Below are 14,484 nucleotides of genomic sequence, written 5' to 3'. Positions count from 1 at the left end.
CAGAAAAAAGTACTTTGACGCTTTTTTGAAGTTTATTTTTCAGAGTGACCAATAACACTTGGCGGACTGCCATCACCCCGTTAAAGTCGGAAGTCCGCCTGCACCGAAATCTGTTCCAAATTCGCCCCATCCCCAATGTTTACGGGCTTTCGCTATTTTCAGCGAAAGGCGTCCTGACAATCTTCCCAACCGATCCCGCTGGGCGCAGTCTGCGTGACAAGCCAGGGCATCGCCGTTTTCACGCCATCCTGTTTAATGTTGAAGTTGATCACCCCATGCCGCCACAACAGCATCAGGGTCAACACACGCTGCGCGCTCTGGTTGGCCTTGAGCTTGCCAGCGCCGTCCTGGCCATCGATGTCCCACAGCGCCACCTGCAAGCCCTGGGACCTGAAGAAGCCTTCCGCGTCAGAACGGCGCTGGCCGTCCGGCGGACGGAACAGCGGGACGTAGTTCTCCGGCAATTTGCTCTTGACCAGTTCGGCACTGCGCCGCACCGAATCCTGCCAGTCCTGCCAGTGGCTGTGGGAACGGAACTCCCAGCCTTGCACGCCGATGCACTGCGTCGAGTAAGTCGCCTGCAGGTTCGCCACCGAACGCTCGCTCAGACGCGCCTGAATATCCTTGCCGAGGACGAAGAACGTGCCCGTCATGTTCGCCTTGCGCAGGTACTCGGTGACCCACGCCGTGTTGTCCGGCGCGGCATTGGCGGCGCTGTCGAAGGTCAACAGGAACAGCCGGTCATGCATCTGCTCGCCGTTGCGCTCGTAGTCGCCAAAACGATCGACTTCGCTGCTGGTTTGCGGAAACAGCGCAGCCTTGCGCAACTGCTCGTCGAGGTACTGCGCATGGAACAGCCGGCTCGGTTCGGCCCACTTGATGTAGTAGCTGTCGTCGCTGACCTGAAACTTGGCGGCTTGCTGGCGCAAGGAGGCCATGTCTTCGACCAGAAAACAGAAGGAAGCATCCTGATCGCAGCTTTGCTGGGCGAAGTTGTAGTTGGTCAGCAAGCGTTGCCACAGGCGCTGACGCAGGCTGTTGACCGAATCCAGATTGATCGTGCGCAGGCCCAGGCGCTGGGCCAGGCTTGCCTCGTCCAGCGATTCGCTGGCCAGCAGCACACGAGCAAACATCAGAATCTCTGCCCGCGAGGCGACATCGAACAGCGTCGGGTTGCTGAGCTGTTCAGGCCAGGTGCTGCGATCGAGCGTCGCCACATCGCCCGGCGCCGCAACGGCACCGAAACTCAATAGCCAGACCGAAAATAGAAAAACGATACGCAATGGGATGTCTCCATAACAAAACCCGCGCGGCACTATAGCTGATACAGGTTGACCCAACCCACTGTGGAGAGGGGGCTTGCCCCCGTTGGGTTGCGAAGCAACCCCAAAACCTGTTCTCGCATTTCTTCAGGTAAAACATCAGCGCGTTTTTGCGACCGCTGCGCGCTCGAACGGGGGCAAGCCCCCTCGCCACAGGATCTGCTCCAGGCAGGAGATCCGCGTTCACCACCCATCACCTATGGCCTTGATAGCTGGAGTCATTAAGGACAACCCCCTAGAATCGCCCCCACATTAAAGGAGACGACTTCATGCTGATGGTGATTTCCCCCGCCAAGACCCTCGACTACGAAACACCGCCGGCGACCCAGCGCTTCACCCAGCCGCAATACCTCGACCATTCCCAGGAGCTGATCCTGCAGTTGCGCGACCTGACGCCAGCGCAGATCAGCGAGCTGATGCATGTCTCCGACAAGATCGGCGGGCTCAACGCCGCGCGTTTCGGCAGCTGGACCCCGGCGTTCACACCGGAAAACGCCAAACAGGCATTGCTGGCGTTCAAGGGCGACGTTTATACCGGGTTGAACGCTCAAACCTTCAGCGAAGCTGATTTCGATTACGCCCAGCAGCATCTGCGCATGTTGTCCGGCCTTTATGGCCTGCTGCGTCCACTGGACCTGATGCAGCCGTATCGCCTCGAAATGGGCACCAAATTGCCCAACGCCCGCGGCAAGGACCTGTATGCCTTCTGGGGTACGCGGATCAGCGAATGGTTGAACGAAGCCCTGGCCGACCAGGGTGATGACGTGCTGCTGAACCTGGCGTCCAACGAGTATTTCTCGGCGGTCAAACGCACGGCCTTGAAGGCTCGCATCATCAATACCGAGTTCAAGGACCTGAAAAACGGCCAGTACAAAATCATCAGCTTCTACGCGAAAAAAGCTAGGGGCATGATGAGCCGCTTCGTTATCGAAGAGCGCATCAACGACCCGGCAGCCCTCAAGCAATTCGACATCCAGGGCTATCGATACAGCGCCGAACAGTCCAAACCGGACAACCTGGTGTTTCTTCGCGATCACGCTCCCGAGTAACGCGCCTGATCGGCGCACGACAGCAAATTTCCCGTCGTGCGCCTGCGTCCGATCGTCCAACAATTTCCCGCCCTAATCGCCAACATCTTGGCGCCAAAAAAACCACCGGTCAGTTTTCTAACTTTAGTTTCACTCGACTTCGATGATTTTTTTCAGTAGTGGCACTGAAAATTTTTATCGGTAGTGGCACAAAACTATCGTTCTTGCTTATCTCCCCGTGTAACAAGGGTGAGACAGCAAGTGCCATCAGTTTGAAAGTAGTGCCATCTTTCTCAATATTTCAAGAAATTTCAGAATTCGCGATGAGCGGACTGGAACTATGTCCAAATGCGTAGCTCATACCACCGGTAACGATTATCTCTGTACATGTACGAGATAACTTACGCAGAGAAGAGATCACGTAGCGAAGTTGTCACAATAACTTTGGCTAAATAATCACTGATTTGGGCAACACATGAAGGACGGGAGATAACGCATCACTACTATCCCCTACACGGCCAAGGCAGCGCCCCTATAAACGTGCTCACCCGAGCACCCGAACCGCTTGATTCACGGGCTTCCGGCCTGGCATTGAGCGCGCAAGACCTTTGCACGGATGACCTCTGACCAGAGGACTCGGCTGCATAACAGGGCAAATCATAATAATAAGGCCTAGTTGCGCACATCTTGAGTGCACTTATTTAGACACTCGGAACTTATATGCCTGCACACGGCATTGCGGCGCCTGTCGCCCAAACTTCCGAGTGCACTATGACCGCTGAACACCATTAACTCCGGCCATGTAATGGCTTGATAAATACAGAGGTAAATGCGATGCGCATCAGCATATTTGGTTTGGGTTACGTCGGTGCAGTATGTGCCGGTTGCCTGTCTGCACGGGGCCATGACGTCGTTGGCGTCGATGTCGCCAAAGACAAGATCGATATGATCAACGCCGGCAAATCGCCGATCGTTGAACCGGGTCTGGGCGAACTGCTGGCCAAGGGAATCGAAACCGGCCGTCTGCGCGGAACGACCGACTTCGCCGAGGCGATTCGCGACACCGACCTGTCGATGATCTGCGTCGGCACGCCGAGCAAGAAGAACGGCGATCTGGAACTGAACTACATCGAAGCGGTATGCCGCGAGATCGGTTTTGTCCTGCGTGACAAGACCACCCGTCACACCATCGTGGTTCGCAGCACCGTTCTGCCGGGCACGGTCGCAAACGTTGTCATCCCGATTCTCGAAGATTGCTCCGGCAAGAAAGCCGGCGTTGATTTCGGTGTGGCGGTGAACCCTGAGTTCCTGCGTGAAAGCACCGCGATCGCCGACTACGACCTGCCACCGATGACCGTCATCGGCGAGTTCGACAAGGCGTCTGGCGACGTTCTGCAATCGCTGTACGAAGAGCTCGACGCGCCGATCATCCGCAAGGACATCGCCGTTGCCGAGATGATCAAGTACACCTGCAACGTGTGGCACGCCACCAAGGTGACCTTCGCCAACGAGATCGGCAACATCGCCAAGGCTGTCGGCGTCGATGGTCGTGTCGTGATGGACGTGGTCTGCCAGGACAAGACACTGAACCTGTCGCAGTACTACATGCGCCCTGGTTTCGCGTTCGGCGGCTCCTGCCTGCCGAAAGACGTTCGCGCCCTGACCTACCGCGCCGGTTCGCTGGATGTGGAAGCACCGTTGCTGAACTCGCTGATGCGCAGTAACGAATCCCAGGTGCAGAACGCCTTCGAAATCGTTTCCAGCCACGACAAGCGCAAAGTCGCCCTGTTGGGCCTGAGCTTCAAGGCCGGCACCGACGACCTGCGCGAAAGCCCGCTGGTCGAACTGGCTGAAATGCTGATCGGCAAGGGTTTCGACCTGAGCATCTACGACAGCAACGTCGAATACGCCCGCGTTCACGGTGCAAACAAGGACTACATCGAGTCGAAGATCCCTCACGTCTCGTCCTTGCTCAACTCCGACTTCGACGACGTGATCAACAACTCCGACGTGATCATCCTCGGCAACCGTGACGAAAAATTCCGCGCTCTGGCGGAACAGGCTCCACACGGCAAGCAAGTGATCGACCTGGTCGGCTTCATGTCCAAAGCCACCAGCGTGAGTGGCCGGACTGAAGGCATCTGCTGGTAAAGCAGCCGCAAGCTTCAAGCTCCAAGCCGCAAGTTCAAAAGCGCCTCGCTCCAGGCTTGTCGCTTGGAGCTTGGGGCTTGCAACTGACTTTAGGATGTTGACTATGCACAGGCTAAAGCACGGCCTACTTCAGGCCGCCGGTTGGCTGTTTTACTTAAGTATTCTGATGGGCATCGCCATGGCGTTGCCTGCGACTACGTTCGATTCCGAGTCGAAGGATTTCATTTTCCTGATCGGCTTCATCGGGATCTGGCGCTATTCGATGGGTGCCACGCACTTCCTGCGCGGCATGCTGTTTCTGTACGTGGTCTACCCGCACCTGCGGCGCAAAGTGCGCAAGCTGGGTAAAGCGGCAGACCCGTCCCATGTGTTTTTGATGGTCACCAGTTTTCGTATCGACGCGCTGACCACTGCCCAGGTCTATGCCTCGGTGATTCGCGAAGCGATCGACTGCGGTCTGCCGACCACCATGGTCTGCTCGATCGTGGAAATGTCCGATGAGAAACTGGTGAAAAACCTTTGGGCCAAGATGAATCCGCCGGAGCGGGTCAAGCTCGACTTCGTGCGCATTCCCGGCACCGGCAAGCGTGACGGCCTGGCCTACGGTTTCCGCGCCATCTCCCGCCACCTGCCGGACGACCGTGCAGTGGTTGCCGTGATCGATGGCGACACCGTGCTCGCCGAAGGCGTCGTGCTCAAGACCGTGCCGTGGTTCCAGTTGTTCAGCAACGTCGGCGGCCTGACCACCAACGAGTTCTGCGAAGTGCGCGGCGGCTACATCATGAGCGAGTGGCACAAACTGCGCTTCGCCCAGCGTCACATCAACATGTGCTCGATGGCATTGTCCAAGCGCGTGCTGACCATGACCGGCCGGATGTCGGTGTTCCGCGCAACCGTGGTGACCGACCCGGACTTCATCGCCGACGTGGAAAGCGACTCGCTGCAACACTGGCGCCTGGGTCGCTTCAAGTTCCTCACCGGTGACGACAAGTCGAGCTGGTTCAGCCTGATGCGTCTGGGCTACGACACGTTCTACGTGCCGGACGCCGCGATCCACACCGTGGAACACCCGCCGGAAAAAAGCTTCATCAAGGCCAGCCGCAAACTGATGTTCCGCTGGTACGGCAACAACCTGCGCCAGAACGCCCGCGCTCTGGGCCTTGGTGTTAAACGCCTCGGTCTGTTCACCTCGGTGGTGCTGTTCGATCAGCGCGTGTCGATGTGGACCTCGCTGCTGGGCCTGACGGTCGCGATCATCGCATCCTTCAAGTACGGCACCGCGTTCATCCTGGTGTACCTGCTGTGGATCGGCATCACACGCCTGATCCTGACCCTGCTGCTGTCCTGCTCCGGTCACCGGATCGGCCCGGCCTACCCGGCGATTCTCTATTACAACCAGATCGTCGGCGCGCTGGTGAAGATCTACGTGTTCTTCCGCCTCGACCAACAATCCTGGACTCGCCAGGACACCAAACTGACCCGTGATCTCGCCAGCTTTCAACGTTGGTTCAACACTTGGTCGTCTCGGACCATGACCTTCTCCGCCGGCAGCATTTTTGTCGCCGTGCTGCTGATGATGGTCTGACCGCCCCCTTATTGAATTAACCAGGAAATCGCCCCTATGAATACCGCCGTCAACGCCAACGTAGTGCATGAGTCAGAAGCCCAGCGCCAACACGCCCGAGTGAAAATTCCGGCCAAGCTGCGCTTCTTCGGTCCGGACCGGACCCCGATGGAAGCTCGAGTGATCGACCTCTCCGCTGGCGGCCTGGCTTTCAACGCCGGTCAGCTGCCACTGAAGATCGGCGACGTGTACAAGGCTCGCCTGCAGTTCGTCATCGATAACCTCGGCCTGGCCATGGACGTGGAGCTGCAAGTGCGCTCCTTCGACCGCCAGACCGGTCGTGCCGGCTGCCAGTTCCAGAACCTGGAACCACAAGACATCTCGACCCTGCGCCACCTGATCACTTCTCACCTGGCCGGCGACATCGTCAGCATGGGTGAAGTGCTGGCGACCCTGCAGCGCGACAACTTCACCAAGGCGCGCAAGGTCAAGGATGGCGGCCACGGCATGACCGCGCTCGGTCGTCTGCGTGCAGTGACCTTCAGCCTGGCGATTTTCATCGTCGGCCTGGCGGCGTTCGGTTTCATCTTCAAATCGGTGTACGGCATGTACTTCGTCAGTCATGCGCAGGCCGGTCTGGTCAGCGTGCAGGGCATGAACATCACCATGCCGCGCGACGGCACCGTGCAGAGCCTGATCAAGGCTGACGGCGTTGCCGCCAAAGGCGCACCGCTGGCTACGTTCAGCACCAGCATGCTCGACGTACTCAAGGGCCATCTGGACGACAATCAACTGCAACCGGCCAAGGTTGAAGAACTGTTCGGCAAGCAAATGACCGGCACCCTGACGTCGCCGTGCGATTGCACCGTGGCCCAGCAAATGGTCGCCAACGGTCAGTACGCCAGCAAGGGCGACGTGATCTTCCAACTGGTGCCGCGCAACAGCGAAGCCAACGTCGAAGCGCGCTTCTCCTATCGCCAGTTCGGCGATGTGCGTCCAGGCACCAACGTCAGCTTCCAGATTGCCGGCGAAGACAAAACCCGCACCGGCAAGATCGTCAGCAGCACCAGCCTGAAAAGCGCCGACCTGTCGTCCGACATCCGCGTGCTGATCCAGCCTGACGAACCGCTGGACAGCAAATTCGCCGGCCGCCCGGTTGAAGTGAACAGCGACCGTGGCCCGAACCTGAACTGGCTGATCGATAAAGCCATGGCTTCCGGTATTTAAGCAGAGGACATGCCCGTGACCATCACAAAAATCTCGAATACGCCGCAGTCCCTGTGGGAGCGAGCCTGCTCGCGATGGGATCGCCGCGGTTTGTCTGATGTACCGAGCCGCTTGAATCGCCAGCAGGCTGGCTCCCACATGGGTACGGTGTGTGCTTTGGCCCTGGCCGTAAGCCTGGCCGGTTGCGCCGGCCTGCCCGACCAGCGCCTGGCCAATGAAGCCCTCAAGCGCGGCGACACCACGCTGGCGCAGCAGAACTACAAGCAACTGGCCGACCTGGGTTACAGCGAGGCTCAAGTAGGCCTGGCCGATATCCAGGTCGACAGCCGCGACCCGGCGCAGGTCAAGCAGGCCGAGGCGACTTATCGCGCCGCGGCCGACGTTTCGCCGCGAGCTCAGGCTCGTCTGGGTCGCCTGCTGGTGGCCAAGCCCGGTTCCACCGAAGCCGAACAGCACGAAGCCGAAGGCCTGTTGAAAAAAGCCTCGGCCAATGGCGAAGGCAACACGCTGATCCCGCTGGCGATGCTGTACCTGCAATACCCCCACAGTTTCCCGAACGTCAACGCGCAACAGCAGATCAGCCAATGGCGCGCCGAAGGCAAACCGGAAGCGGGCCTGGCCCAAGTGCTGCTCTATCGCACCCAGGGCACCTACGACCAGCACCTGGACGAAGTCGTCACCATCTGCAAAGCCGCGTTGAACACCACCGACATCTGCTACGTCGAGCTGGCCACGGTTTACCAGAAACAAGGCAAAGCGGAACAGCAGGCCGAGCTGATCAAGCAGATGCAAGCGGCGCATACCCGCGGCACCGTTTCCGCTCAGCGCGTTGACAGCGTTGCTCGTGTATTGGGCGATGCGAGCCTGGGCAAGACCGACGAGAAAACCGCTCAATCGCTGCTCGAAGGCATCGCCCCCGCCTACCCCGCTTCGTGGGTCAGCCTGGCGCAATTGCTCTACGACTTCCCGGAACTCGGCGATGTCGACAAGATGATGAAGTACCTGGACAACGGCCGTGCCGCTGACCAGCCGCGCGCCGAACTGTTGCTCGGCAAGCTCTACTATGAAGGCAAATGGGTGCCGGCCGACGCGAAAGTCGCCGAAGAACATTTCCAGAAAGCCGTCGGCAAAGAAGTCTCCGCCGATTACTACCTCGGCCAGATCTACCGCCGCGGTTACCTGGGCAAGGTCTATTCGCAGAAGGCACTGGATCACCTGCTGACTGCTGCGCGCAACGGCCAGAACAGCGCCGACTTCGCCATCGCCCAGCTGTTTTCCCAAGGCAAGGGCACCCGGCCCGACCCGCTCAACGCTTATGTCTTCAGCCAATTGGCCAAGGCCCAGAACACCCCGCAAGCCACCGAGCTTGCGCAAACACTCGAAGCCCAACTGCCGCCTGCCCAGATCAAAGAGGCCCAACGCCTGTTGAAACAAGAACAGGCCGTTCGTGGCGCCTTGAGCCCGAACACGCTGGAACTGCATGCCCTGGAAGAAGAAGACGGCGAGGAATCCCTATGAAGTTGAATCCATTCGTGAAGGCCGGTATCGGCCTGTCATTCGCCCTCTTGTGGTCGTGTCCAACCCTGGCGGCCCTGACCGAAACCCAGAACTACGGTCTCGACGTGAAAGTCACCGGCCAGTCCGAAGACGACCGTGACCTCGGCACCGCCAGTGGCGGCGACGTCAGCGGCGTCGGTCTCGACTTGCGTCCATGGGTCTATGGCGAAAGCGGCGCGTGGAGCGCCTACGCCATGGGTCAGGCCGTGACGTCCACCGACATCATCGAAACCGACACCTTGCAGCAGTCCGACAGCGACGGCACCCAGACCACCGACAACGGTGATCGCAAGACCAAGAAAAACTACCTGGCCATGCGCGAATTCTGGGTCGGCTACAGCGGCCTCACGCCGTATCCGGGCGAGCAGTTGAAGCTCGGTCGCCAACGCCTGCGCAACGACGACGGCCAATGGCGCGACACCAACATCGAAGCCCTGAACTGGACCTTCGACACCACCCTGTTGCGCGCCAACGTCGGTGTCGCCGAACGCTTCAGCGAATACCGCACCGACCTGAAAGAACTGGCACCGAAAGACAAGGATCGCCTGCACCTCTACGCCGATGCGGCGTATCAATGGACGCCGGGCAACTGGGTCGGGATCCGCGGCCATCACACCCACGATGACGGCAAGCTCGACTACCCGGAACCAGGTGTGGCCGGCGACTCGCTGGACAAGAAACAGAACGGCGACATCAGCTGGCTCGGCCTCACCGCCGACAGCGATGCGTACAACTATCGCAACACCAACACCGTCAATTACTGGGGCAGCGTCACCGGCATGAGCGGCGACACCGACACGGTGAATGAGCTGAACGCCAACGGCACCCGCCCGACCGACGCCAAGCATGGTGAAGACCTCAACGGCTGGGCGACCGACATCGGTGTGCGCCTGCGCCTCGATCCGCAATGGCAAGTCGGTGCAGCCTATGCCCGCGCCAGTGCCGACTACGAACAGAACGGCCTGGAAAGCAACCGCTCGAACTACACCGGTACGCGCTCGCGGGTTCACCGTTTCGGCGAAGCCTTCCGTGGCGAAATGAACAACATGCAGTCCGCTACATTGTTCGGTTCGTGGATGCTCAACGACGAATACGACGCCAGTGTGATCTACCACAAGTTCTGGCGCGTCGACAGCAACAAGTCGGTCGCCAGTAACGGCATCAACGCCGTCGATAACGATACCGATGGCAGTGGCGCGAGCACCTCGTTACCGCTCAAAGAGGGTAGCAACGACCTCGGTCAGGAAATGGACCTCGTCGTCACCAAATACTTCAAGCAAGGCCTGTTGCCTGCCGCGTTGAGCCAGTCGATCGACGACCGTCGGCCCTCGTGCGCTTGCGTGGCGGTGTGTTCAAGCCGGGCGATGCCTACGGCAAAGAAGTCGACTCGTACATGCATCGCGCGTTCGTCGACGTGATCTGGCGCTTCTGATGCGAACCGCTAAGGGAGTTCCTGACATGAACAGTCCGAAGAGAGGCTCGTTGACCTTGCTGGCCGGCGCGATGCTGCTGGCAAGCTCGGCGTGCTTCGCCAATGTGGAGCCGGTCAAGCCGGTGACCACGGCCAAGGAATTGCAACAGGCCAAGACCTACACCGTCAGCAGCGCGCCAACCGCGCCGCTGGAGCTGGAAAAACCGAAACTGCCGGACATCTCCGGCTACACCGCCGAAGCCATCGCCGCGAAAATCGTGCGCACCAAGGCCGGCAAGATCAGCGTGCGCCGGATGATGCAGGAAAACGCCCTGAAGGACTTCATCGGCGGCGATAACAAAATGGCCGAATGGGTGGTGCGTCAGCACGGCATCCCGCAGGCGATTTTCATCGACGACGGCTACATGAACCTCAAGGATCTGGCGAAGAAACTGCCCAAGCAGTACTTCAGCGAAACCTCGCCGGGCGTGTTCCTGGCGAAGTTGCCGATCGTGGTCGGAGAGAAGGGCATCCTGGAAATCGACAAGCAGACCCAGGAGCTGCGCCTGTCCCAGGAGGCCGGTTCGTTCCTGGTCAACGACGGCCAGCTGTTTGTGCGTGATACCAAGATCACCGGCTGGCGCGAGAAGGACAACGGCCCGGCGACGTTCAAGTCACCGAAGGAATTCCGTCCGTTCCTGCTGTCCTGGGGCGGCACCCAGACCTACATCGCCAACAGCAAGATCGCCAGTTTCGGCTACGCCAACAGTAAGTCGTACGGTGTGAGTGTTTCCCAGTACACGCCGAACATGGCCAAAGTGCTCAAGCGTCCTGAACCGAGCGGCTGGATCGTCGGCTCCGAGTTCTCGGACATGTGGTACGGCTTCTACTGCTACGAAACCCGCGACTTCGTGGTCAAGGGCAACACCTACAAAGACAACATCGTCTACGGCATCGACCCGCATGACCGTTCCCACGGTCTGATCATCGCTGACAACACCGTCTACGGGACCAAGAAGAAGCACGGGATCATTATTTCCCGTGAGGTCAACGACAGCTTCATCTTCAACAACCGCAGCTACGACAACAAGTTGTCGGGCCTGGTGATCGACCGTAACAGCGTCAACAACATCATCGCCTACAACGAGATCTACAAGAACCACACCGACGGCATCACCCTCTACGAGAGTGCCGACAATCTGCTGTGGGCCAACAAGGTGATCAGCAACAAGCGTCACGGCATTCGTATTCGTAACAGCGTGAACATCCGCCTCTACGAAAACCTGGCCATGGCCAACGGACTGACCGGCGTCTACGGCCACATCAAGGACCTGAGCGACACCGACCGCGACATCAAGCTCGATCCGTTCGATGCCCAGGTGTCGCTGATCATCGTTGGCGGCGAACTCGCCGGTAACGGCAGCGGACCGCTGTCCATCGACTCGCCGTTGAGCGTCGAGCTGTATCGCGTGTCCATGCTCGCCCCGACCAAATCCAGCGGCATCAGCTTCAACGGGATTCTCGGCGAGCGTCAGGATGAAATTCTCGACCTGCTGGTACGCCAGCAGAAAGCCGTGCTGATCGACCCTGTCGAACGCCAGACCGAAATGCGGGACTGAGGATAATTTTATGCACTCACACTTGATCAAATTACTCAGCCTGTCGGCCCTGGCCGCCGGCATTCTCGCGGCCAGCGCCGGCGCCCGTGCCGATGAAGCCAAGGCACCGGCATTCAACGCCGAGCCGTGCTGCAACCTGTGCCCGGAAGCACACGACGCAAAGAACTACACCACGCGTTATCAGCAGAACTTCACCACGCTGGTGCAGGCTCAGGGCGACTGGCTGTTCCGTACGCAGGAAGACTTGCGCACCGAATTCGACACCACGCCCGCCGGCTACAAACGCATGAAAGAACTGCACGATGCGTTCAAGAGCAAAGGCGTGGAGCTCGTTGTTGTTTATCAACCCACTCGTGGCCTGGTGAACCGCAACAAGCTCAATCCGGAAGACAAGGCCAAATTCGATTTCGACAAGGCCTTGAGGAACTACAAGACCATGCTCGGCCGTTTCGAGCAGATGGGTTACGTAGTGCCGGACCTGTCGCCGCTGACCAACGAATCGCTGCCCGACACCCTGCCCGCCCACGACTTCTACTTCCGCGGCGACCAGCACTGGACGCCGTATGGCGCCCAGCGCACGGCGAAAATCGTCGGCGAGAAAATCAAGCAACTGCCTGAGTTTGCCGGCATTCCGAAACGCGAATTCGAGAGCCACAAGTCGGGTCGCATGGGCAAGACCGGAACGTTACACAATATGGCCGGTCAACTCTGTGGCACCAGCTACGCGATCCAGTACATGGATCAGTTCACCACCGAGCCGAAAGGCGAAGCGGCGGATGGCGATCTGTTCAGTGACTCCGGCAATCCGGAGATCACCCTGGTCGGCACCAGCCACAGTGGCAAGAACTACAACTTCGCCGGTTTCCTCGAAGAGGCCATCGGCGCCGACATCCTCAACGTGGCGTTCCCCGGCGGTGGCCTGGAAGGTTCGATGCTGCAGTACCTGGGCAGCGAAGAGTTCCAGACCAAGCCGCCGAAGATCCTGATCTGGGAATTCTCGCCGCTCTATCGCCTCGACCAGGAAACCATCTACCGCCAGATGATGGCGTTGCTGGACAACGGTTGCGAAGGAAAGGATGCACAGATGAGCGGCAGCGCCACGTTGAAACCGGGCAAGAACGAATTGATGGTTAACAGCAAGAACCTGAACCTGCAAAACAGCAGTCACCAGGTTGACATCCGTTTCGCCGATCCGTCGGTGAAAACCCTGCAAGCCACCCTCTGGTACATGAACGGTCGCCACGAGGACATCAAGATCGATAAACCGGAAACCTCCGATACCGACGGGCGTTTCGCCTTTGAGTTGCGCACGGACGAAGACTGGGCCTCGCAGAATCTGCTGGCCGTCGAAGTCCAGGGCCCTGAAGCAGGTGCCGCGCCACAGAAAGTCGAAGCGAAAATCTGCAAACGCAACGTGTTCCCGGGTGCTGGGCTGAAAACTGCTCAAGCCGGGCAATGAGGCAATTATGCAAACCCGAACTTTGAAAAGTTTGATCGCACCGTCCCTGTTGAGCCTGGCCATGTTTGCCGGCGCCACTCAGGCCGCCGCGCCACTGCGCCCGCCACAGGGTTACTTCGCGCCGATCGAAAAAGTGAAGACCGGCGACTTCAAGGCCAGCTGCGACGCGATGCCGACGCCGTACACCGGCTCGCTGCAATTTCGCAGCAAGTACGAAGGCTCCGACAAGGCGCGTTCGACCCTGAACAAGCAATCGGAAAAAGCCTTCCGCGACAGCACCGCCGGCATCACCCAAATCGAGCGCGGCACCAGCAAGCGCGTGATGCAGTTCATGCGTGACGGTCGCCCGGAACAGCTTGAATGCACCCTGAACTGGTTGACCGCGTGGGCCAAGGCTGACGCGTTGATGTCCAAGGATTTCAACCACACCGGCAAGTCCATGCGCAAATGGGCGCTGGGCAGCATGGCGTCGTCTTACATTCGCCTGAAGTTTTCCGACTCGCATCCGTTGGCGAACCATCAGCAAGAGTCGCAGTTGATCGAAGCCTGGTTCAGCAAGATGGCCGATCAGGTGGTCAGCGACTGGGACAACCTGCCGCTGGAACAAACCAACAACCACTCGTACTGGGCAGCGTGGTCGGTGATGGCAACGTCCGTCGCCACCAATCGCCGCGACCTGTTCGACTGGGCCGTGAAGGAATACAAGGTCGGCGCCAATCAGGTCGACGCCCAGGGTTTCCTGCCGAACGAACTGAAGCGCCAGCAACGCGCCCTCGCCTACCACAACTACGCCCTGCCGCCGCTGGCGATGATCGCCAGTTTCGCTCAGGTCAACGGTGTGGACTTGCGTCAGGAAAACAACGGCGCGCTGAAACGCCTGGGTGATCGAGTGCTGGCCGGGGTTGAAGACCCGGACGAATTCGAGAAGAAGAACGGTAAAGAGCAGGACATGACCGACCTGAAGGTCGACTCGAAATTCGCCTGGCTCGAACCGTTCTGCACGCTCTACACCTGCTCGCCGGATGTGCTTGAGAAGAAGCACGAGATGCAGCCGTTCAAGACGTTCCGCCTCGGGGGTGACCTGACCAAGGTCTACGACCCGGCCAACGAGAAAGGCAAAGGGTCTTAAGGCTAAAGCTATCCATT

The 14,484-nt window shown here is 59.2% G+C and carries 9 protein-coding genes and 1 pseudogene; 9 read left to right on the top strand and 1 reads right to left on the bottom strand.

Annotated features, from left to right (window positions below):
• Nucleotides 1-158: 158 nt before the first annotated feature.
• Entirely contained in the window at nucleotides 159-1,283 is a 1,125-nt protein-coding gene (locus ACA066_RS04695; protein WP_497698317.1) for a polysaccharide deacetylase family protein, read from the bottom strand.
• A gap of 308 nt (nucleotides 1,284-1,591) precedes the next feature.
• Here ACA066_RS04695 and yaaA point away from each other — a divergent pair, with 308 nt between their 5' ends.
• The 9 genes and pseudogenes from yaaA (at nucleotide 1,592) to ACA066_RS04650 (ending at nucleotide 14,467) form a co-directional block, all read left to right on the top strand.
• Nucleotides 1,592-2,371, top strand: a complete 780-nt coding sequence (gene yaaA / locus ACA066_RS04690) for a peroxide stress protein YaaA (protein WP_017336634.1) — start codon at nucleotides 1,592-1,594, stop codon at nucleotides 2,369-2,371.
• An 813-nt stretch (nucleotides 2,372-3,184) separates the two neighbouring features.
• Nucleotides 3,185-4,501: a nucleotide sugar dehydrogenase gene (locus tag ACA066_RS04685; RefSeq protein WP_497698316.1), complete on the top strand. Its 1,317-nt coding sequence runs from the start codon at nucleotides 3,185-3,187 to the stop codon at nucleotides 4,499-4,501.
• A gap of 103 nt (nucleotides 4,502-4,604) precedes the next feature.
• Nucleotides 4,605-6,086, top strand: a complete 1,482-nt coding sequence (gene alg8, locus ACA066_RS04680) for a mannuronan synthase (protein ID WP_497698315.1) — start codon at nucleotides 4,605-4,607, stop codon at nucleotides 6,084-6,086.
• 36 nt (nucleotides 6,087-6,122) lie between these two features.
• Nucleotides 6,123-7,292 (top strand): PilZ domain-containing protein, encoded by a 1,170-nt coding sequence (locus ACA066_RS04675; protein ID WP_497698314.1) that lies wholly within the window; start codon nucleotides 6,123-6,125, stop codon nucleotides 7,290-7,292.
• A gap of 15 nt (nucleotides 7,293-7,307) precedes the next feature.
• Nucleotides 7,308-8,810, top strand: a complete 1,503-nt coding sequence (gene algK, locus ACA066_RS04670) for an alginate biosynthesis TPR repeat lipoprotein AlgK (protein ID WP_497698313.1) — start codon at nucleotides 7,308-7,310, stop codon at nucleotides 8,808-8,810.
• A pseudogene (locus tag ACA066_RS04665) lies at nucleotides 8,807-10,281 on the top strand (alginate export family protein). The gene algK and the pseudogene ACA066_RS04665 overlap by 4 nt, the downstream one beginning before the upstream one ends.
• A 26-nt stretch (nucleotides 10,282-10,307) precedes the next feature.
• On the top strand, nucleotides 10,308-11,879 hold the full coding sequence (gene algG, locus ACA066_RS04660) for a mannuronan 5-epimerase AlgG (RefSeq protein ID WP_497698312.1): 1,572 nt from the start codon (nucleotides 10,308-10,310) through the stop codon (nucleotides 11,877-11,879).
• 10 nt (nucleotides 11,880-11,889) lie between these two features.
• Nucleotides 11,890-13,338 (top strand): alginate O-acetyltransferase, encoded by a 1,449-nt coding sequence (locus tag ACA066_RS04655; protein WP_497698311.1) that lies wholly within the window; start codon nucleotides 11,890-11,892, stop codon nucleotides 13,336-13,338.
• A 7-nt stretch (nucleotides 13,339-13,345) separates the two neighbouring features.
• On the top strand, nucleotides 13,346-14,467 hold the full coding sequence (locus ACA066_RS04650; RefSeq protein ID WP_497698310.1) for a mannuronate-specific alginate lyase: 1,122 nt from the start codon (nucleotides 13,346-13,348) through the stop codon (nucleotides 14,465-14,467).
• Nucleotides 14,468-14,484: the final 17 nt, after the last annotated feature.

The sequence above is a fragment of the Pseudomonas sp. LBUM1651 genome (assembly GCF_059716135.1).
This window is presented reverse-complemented; position numbering and strand designations above follow the sequence as displayed.

What these genes read in the sequence shown, in the direction of transcription:
- yaaA (WP_017336634.1), top strand. Translation starts at nt 1,592, where the DNA reads ATGCTGATGGTGATTTCCCCCGCCAAGACCCTCGACTACGAAACACCG.
- ACA066_RS04685 (WP_497698316.1), top strand. Translation starts at nt 3,185, where the DNA reads ATGCGCATCAGCATATTTGGTTTGGGTTACGTCGGTGCAGTATGTGCC.
- alg8 (WP_497698315.1), top strand. Translation starts at nt 4,605, where the DNA reads ATGCACAGGCTAAAGCACGGCCTACTTCAGGCCGCCGGTTGGCTGTTT.
- ACA066_RS04675 (WP_497698314.1), top strand. Translation starts at nt 6,123, where the DNA reads ATGAATACCGCCGTCAACGCCAACGTAGTGCATGAGTCAGAAGCCCAG.
- algG (WP_497698312.1), top strand. Translation starts at nt 10,308, where the DNA reads ATGAACAGTCCGAAGAGAGGCTCGTTGACCTTGCTGGCCGGCGCGATG.
- ACA066_RS04655 (WP_497698311.1), top strand. Translation starts at nt 11,890, where the DNA reads ATGCACTCACACTTGATCAAATTACTCAGCCTGTCGGCCCTGGCCGCC.
- ACA066_RS04650 (WP_497698310.1), top strand. Translation starts at nt 13,346, where the DNA reads ATGCAAACCCGAACTTTGAAAAGTTTGATCGCACCGTCCCTGTTGAGC.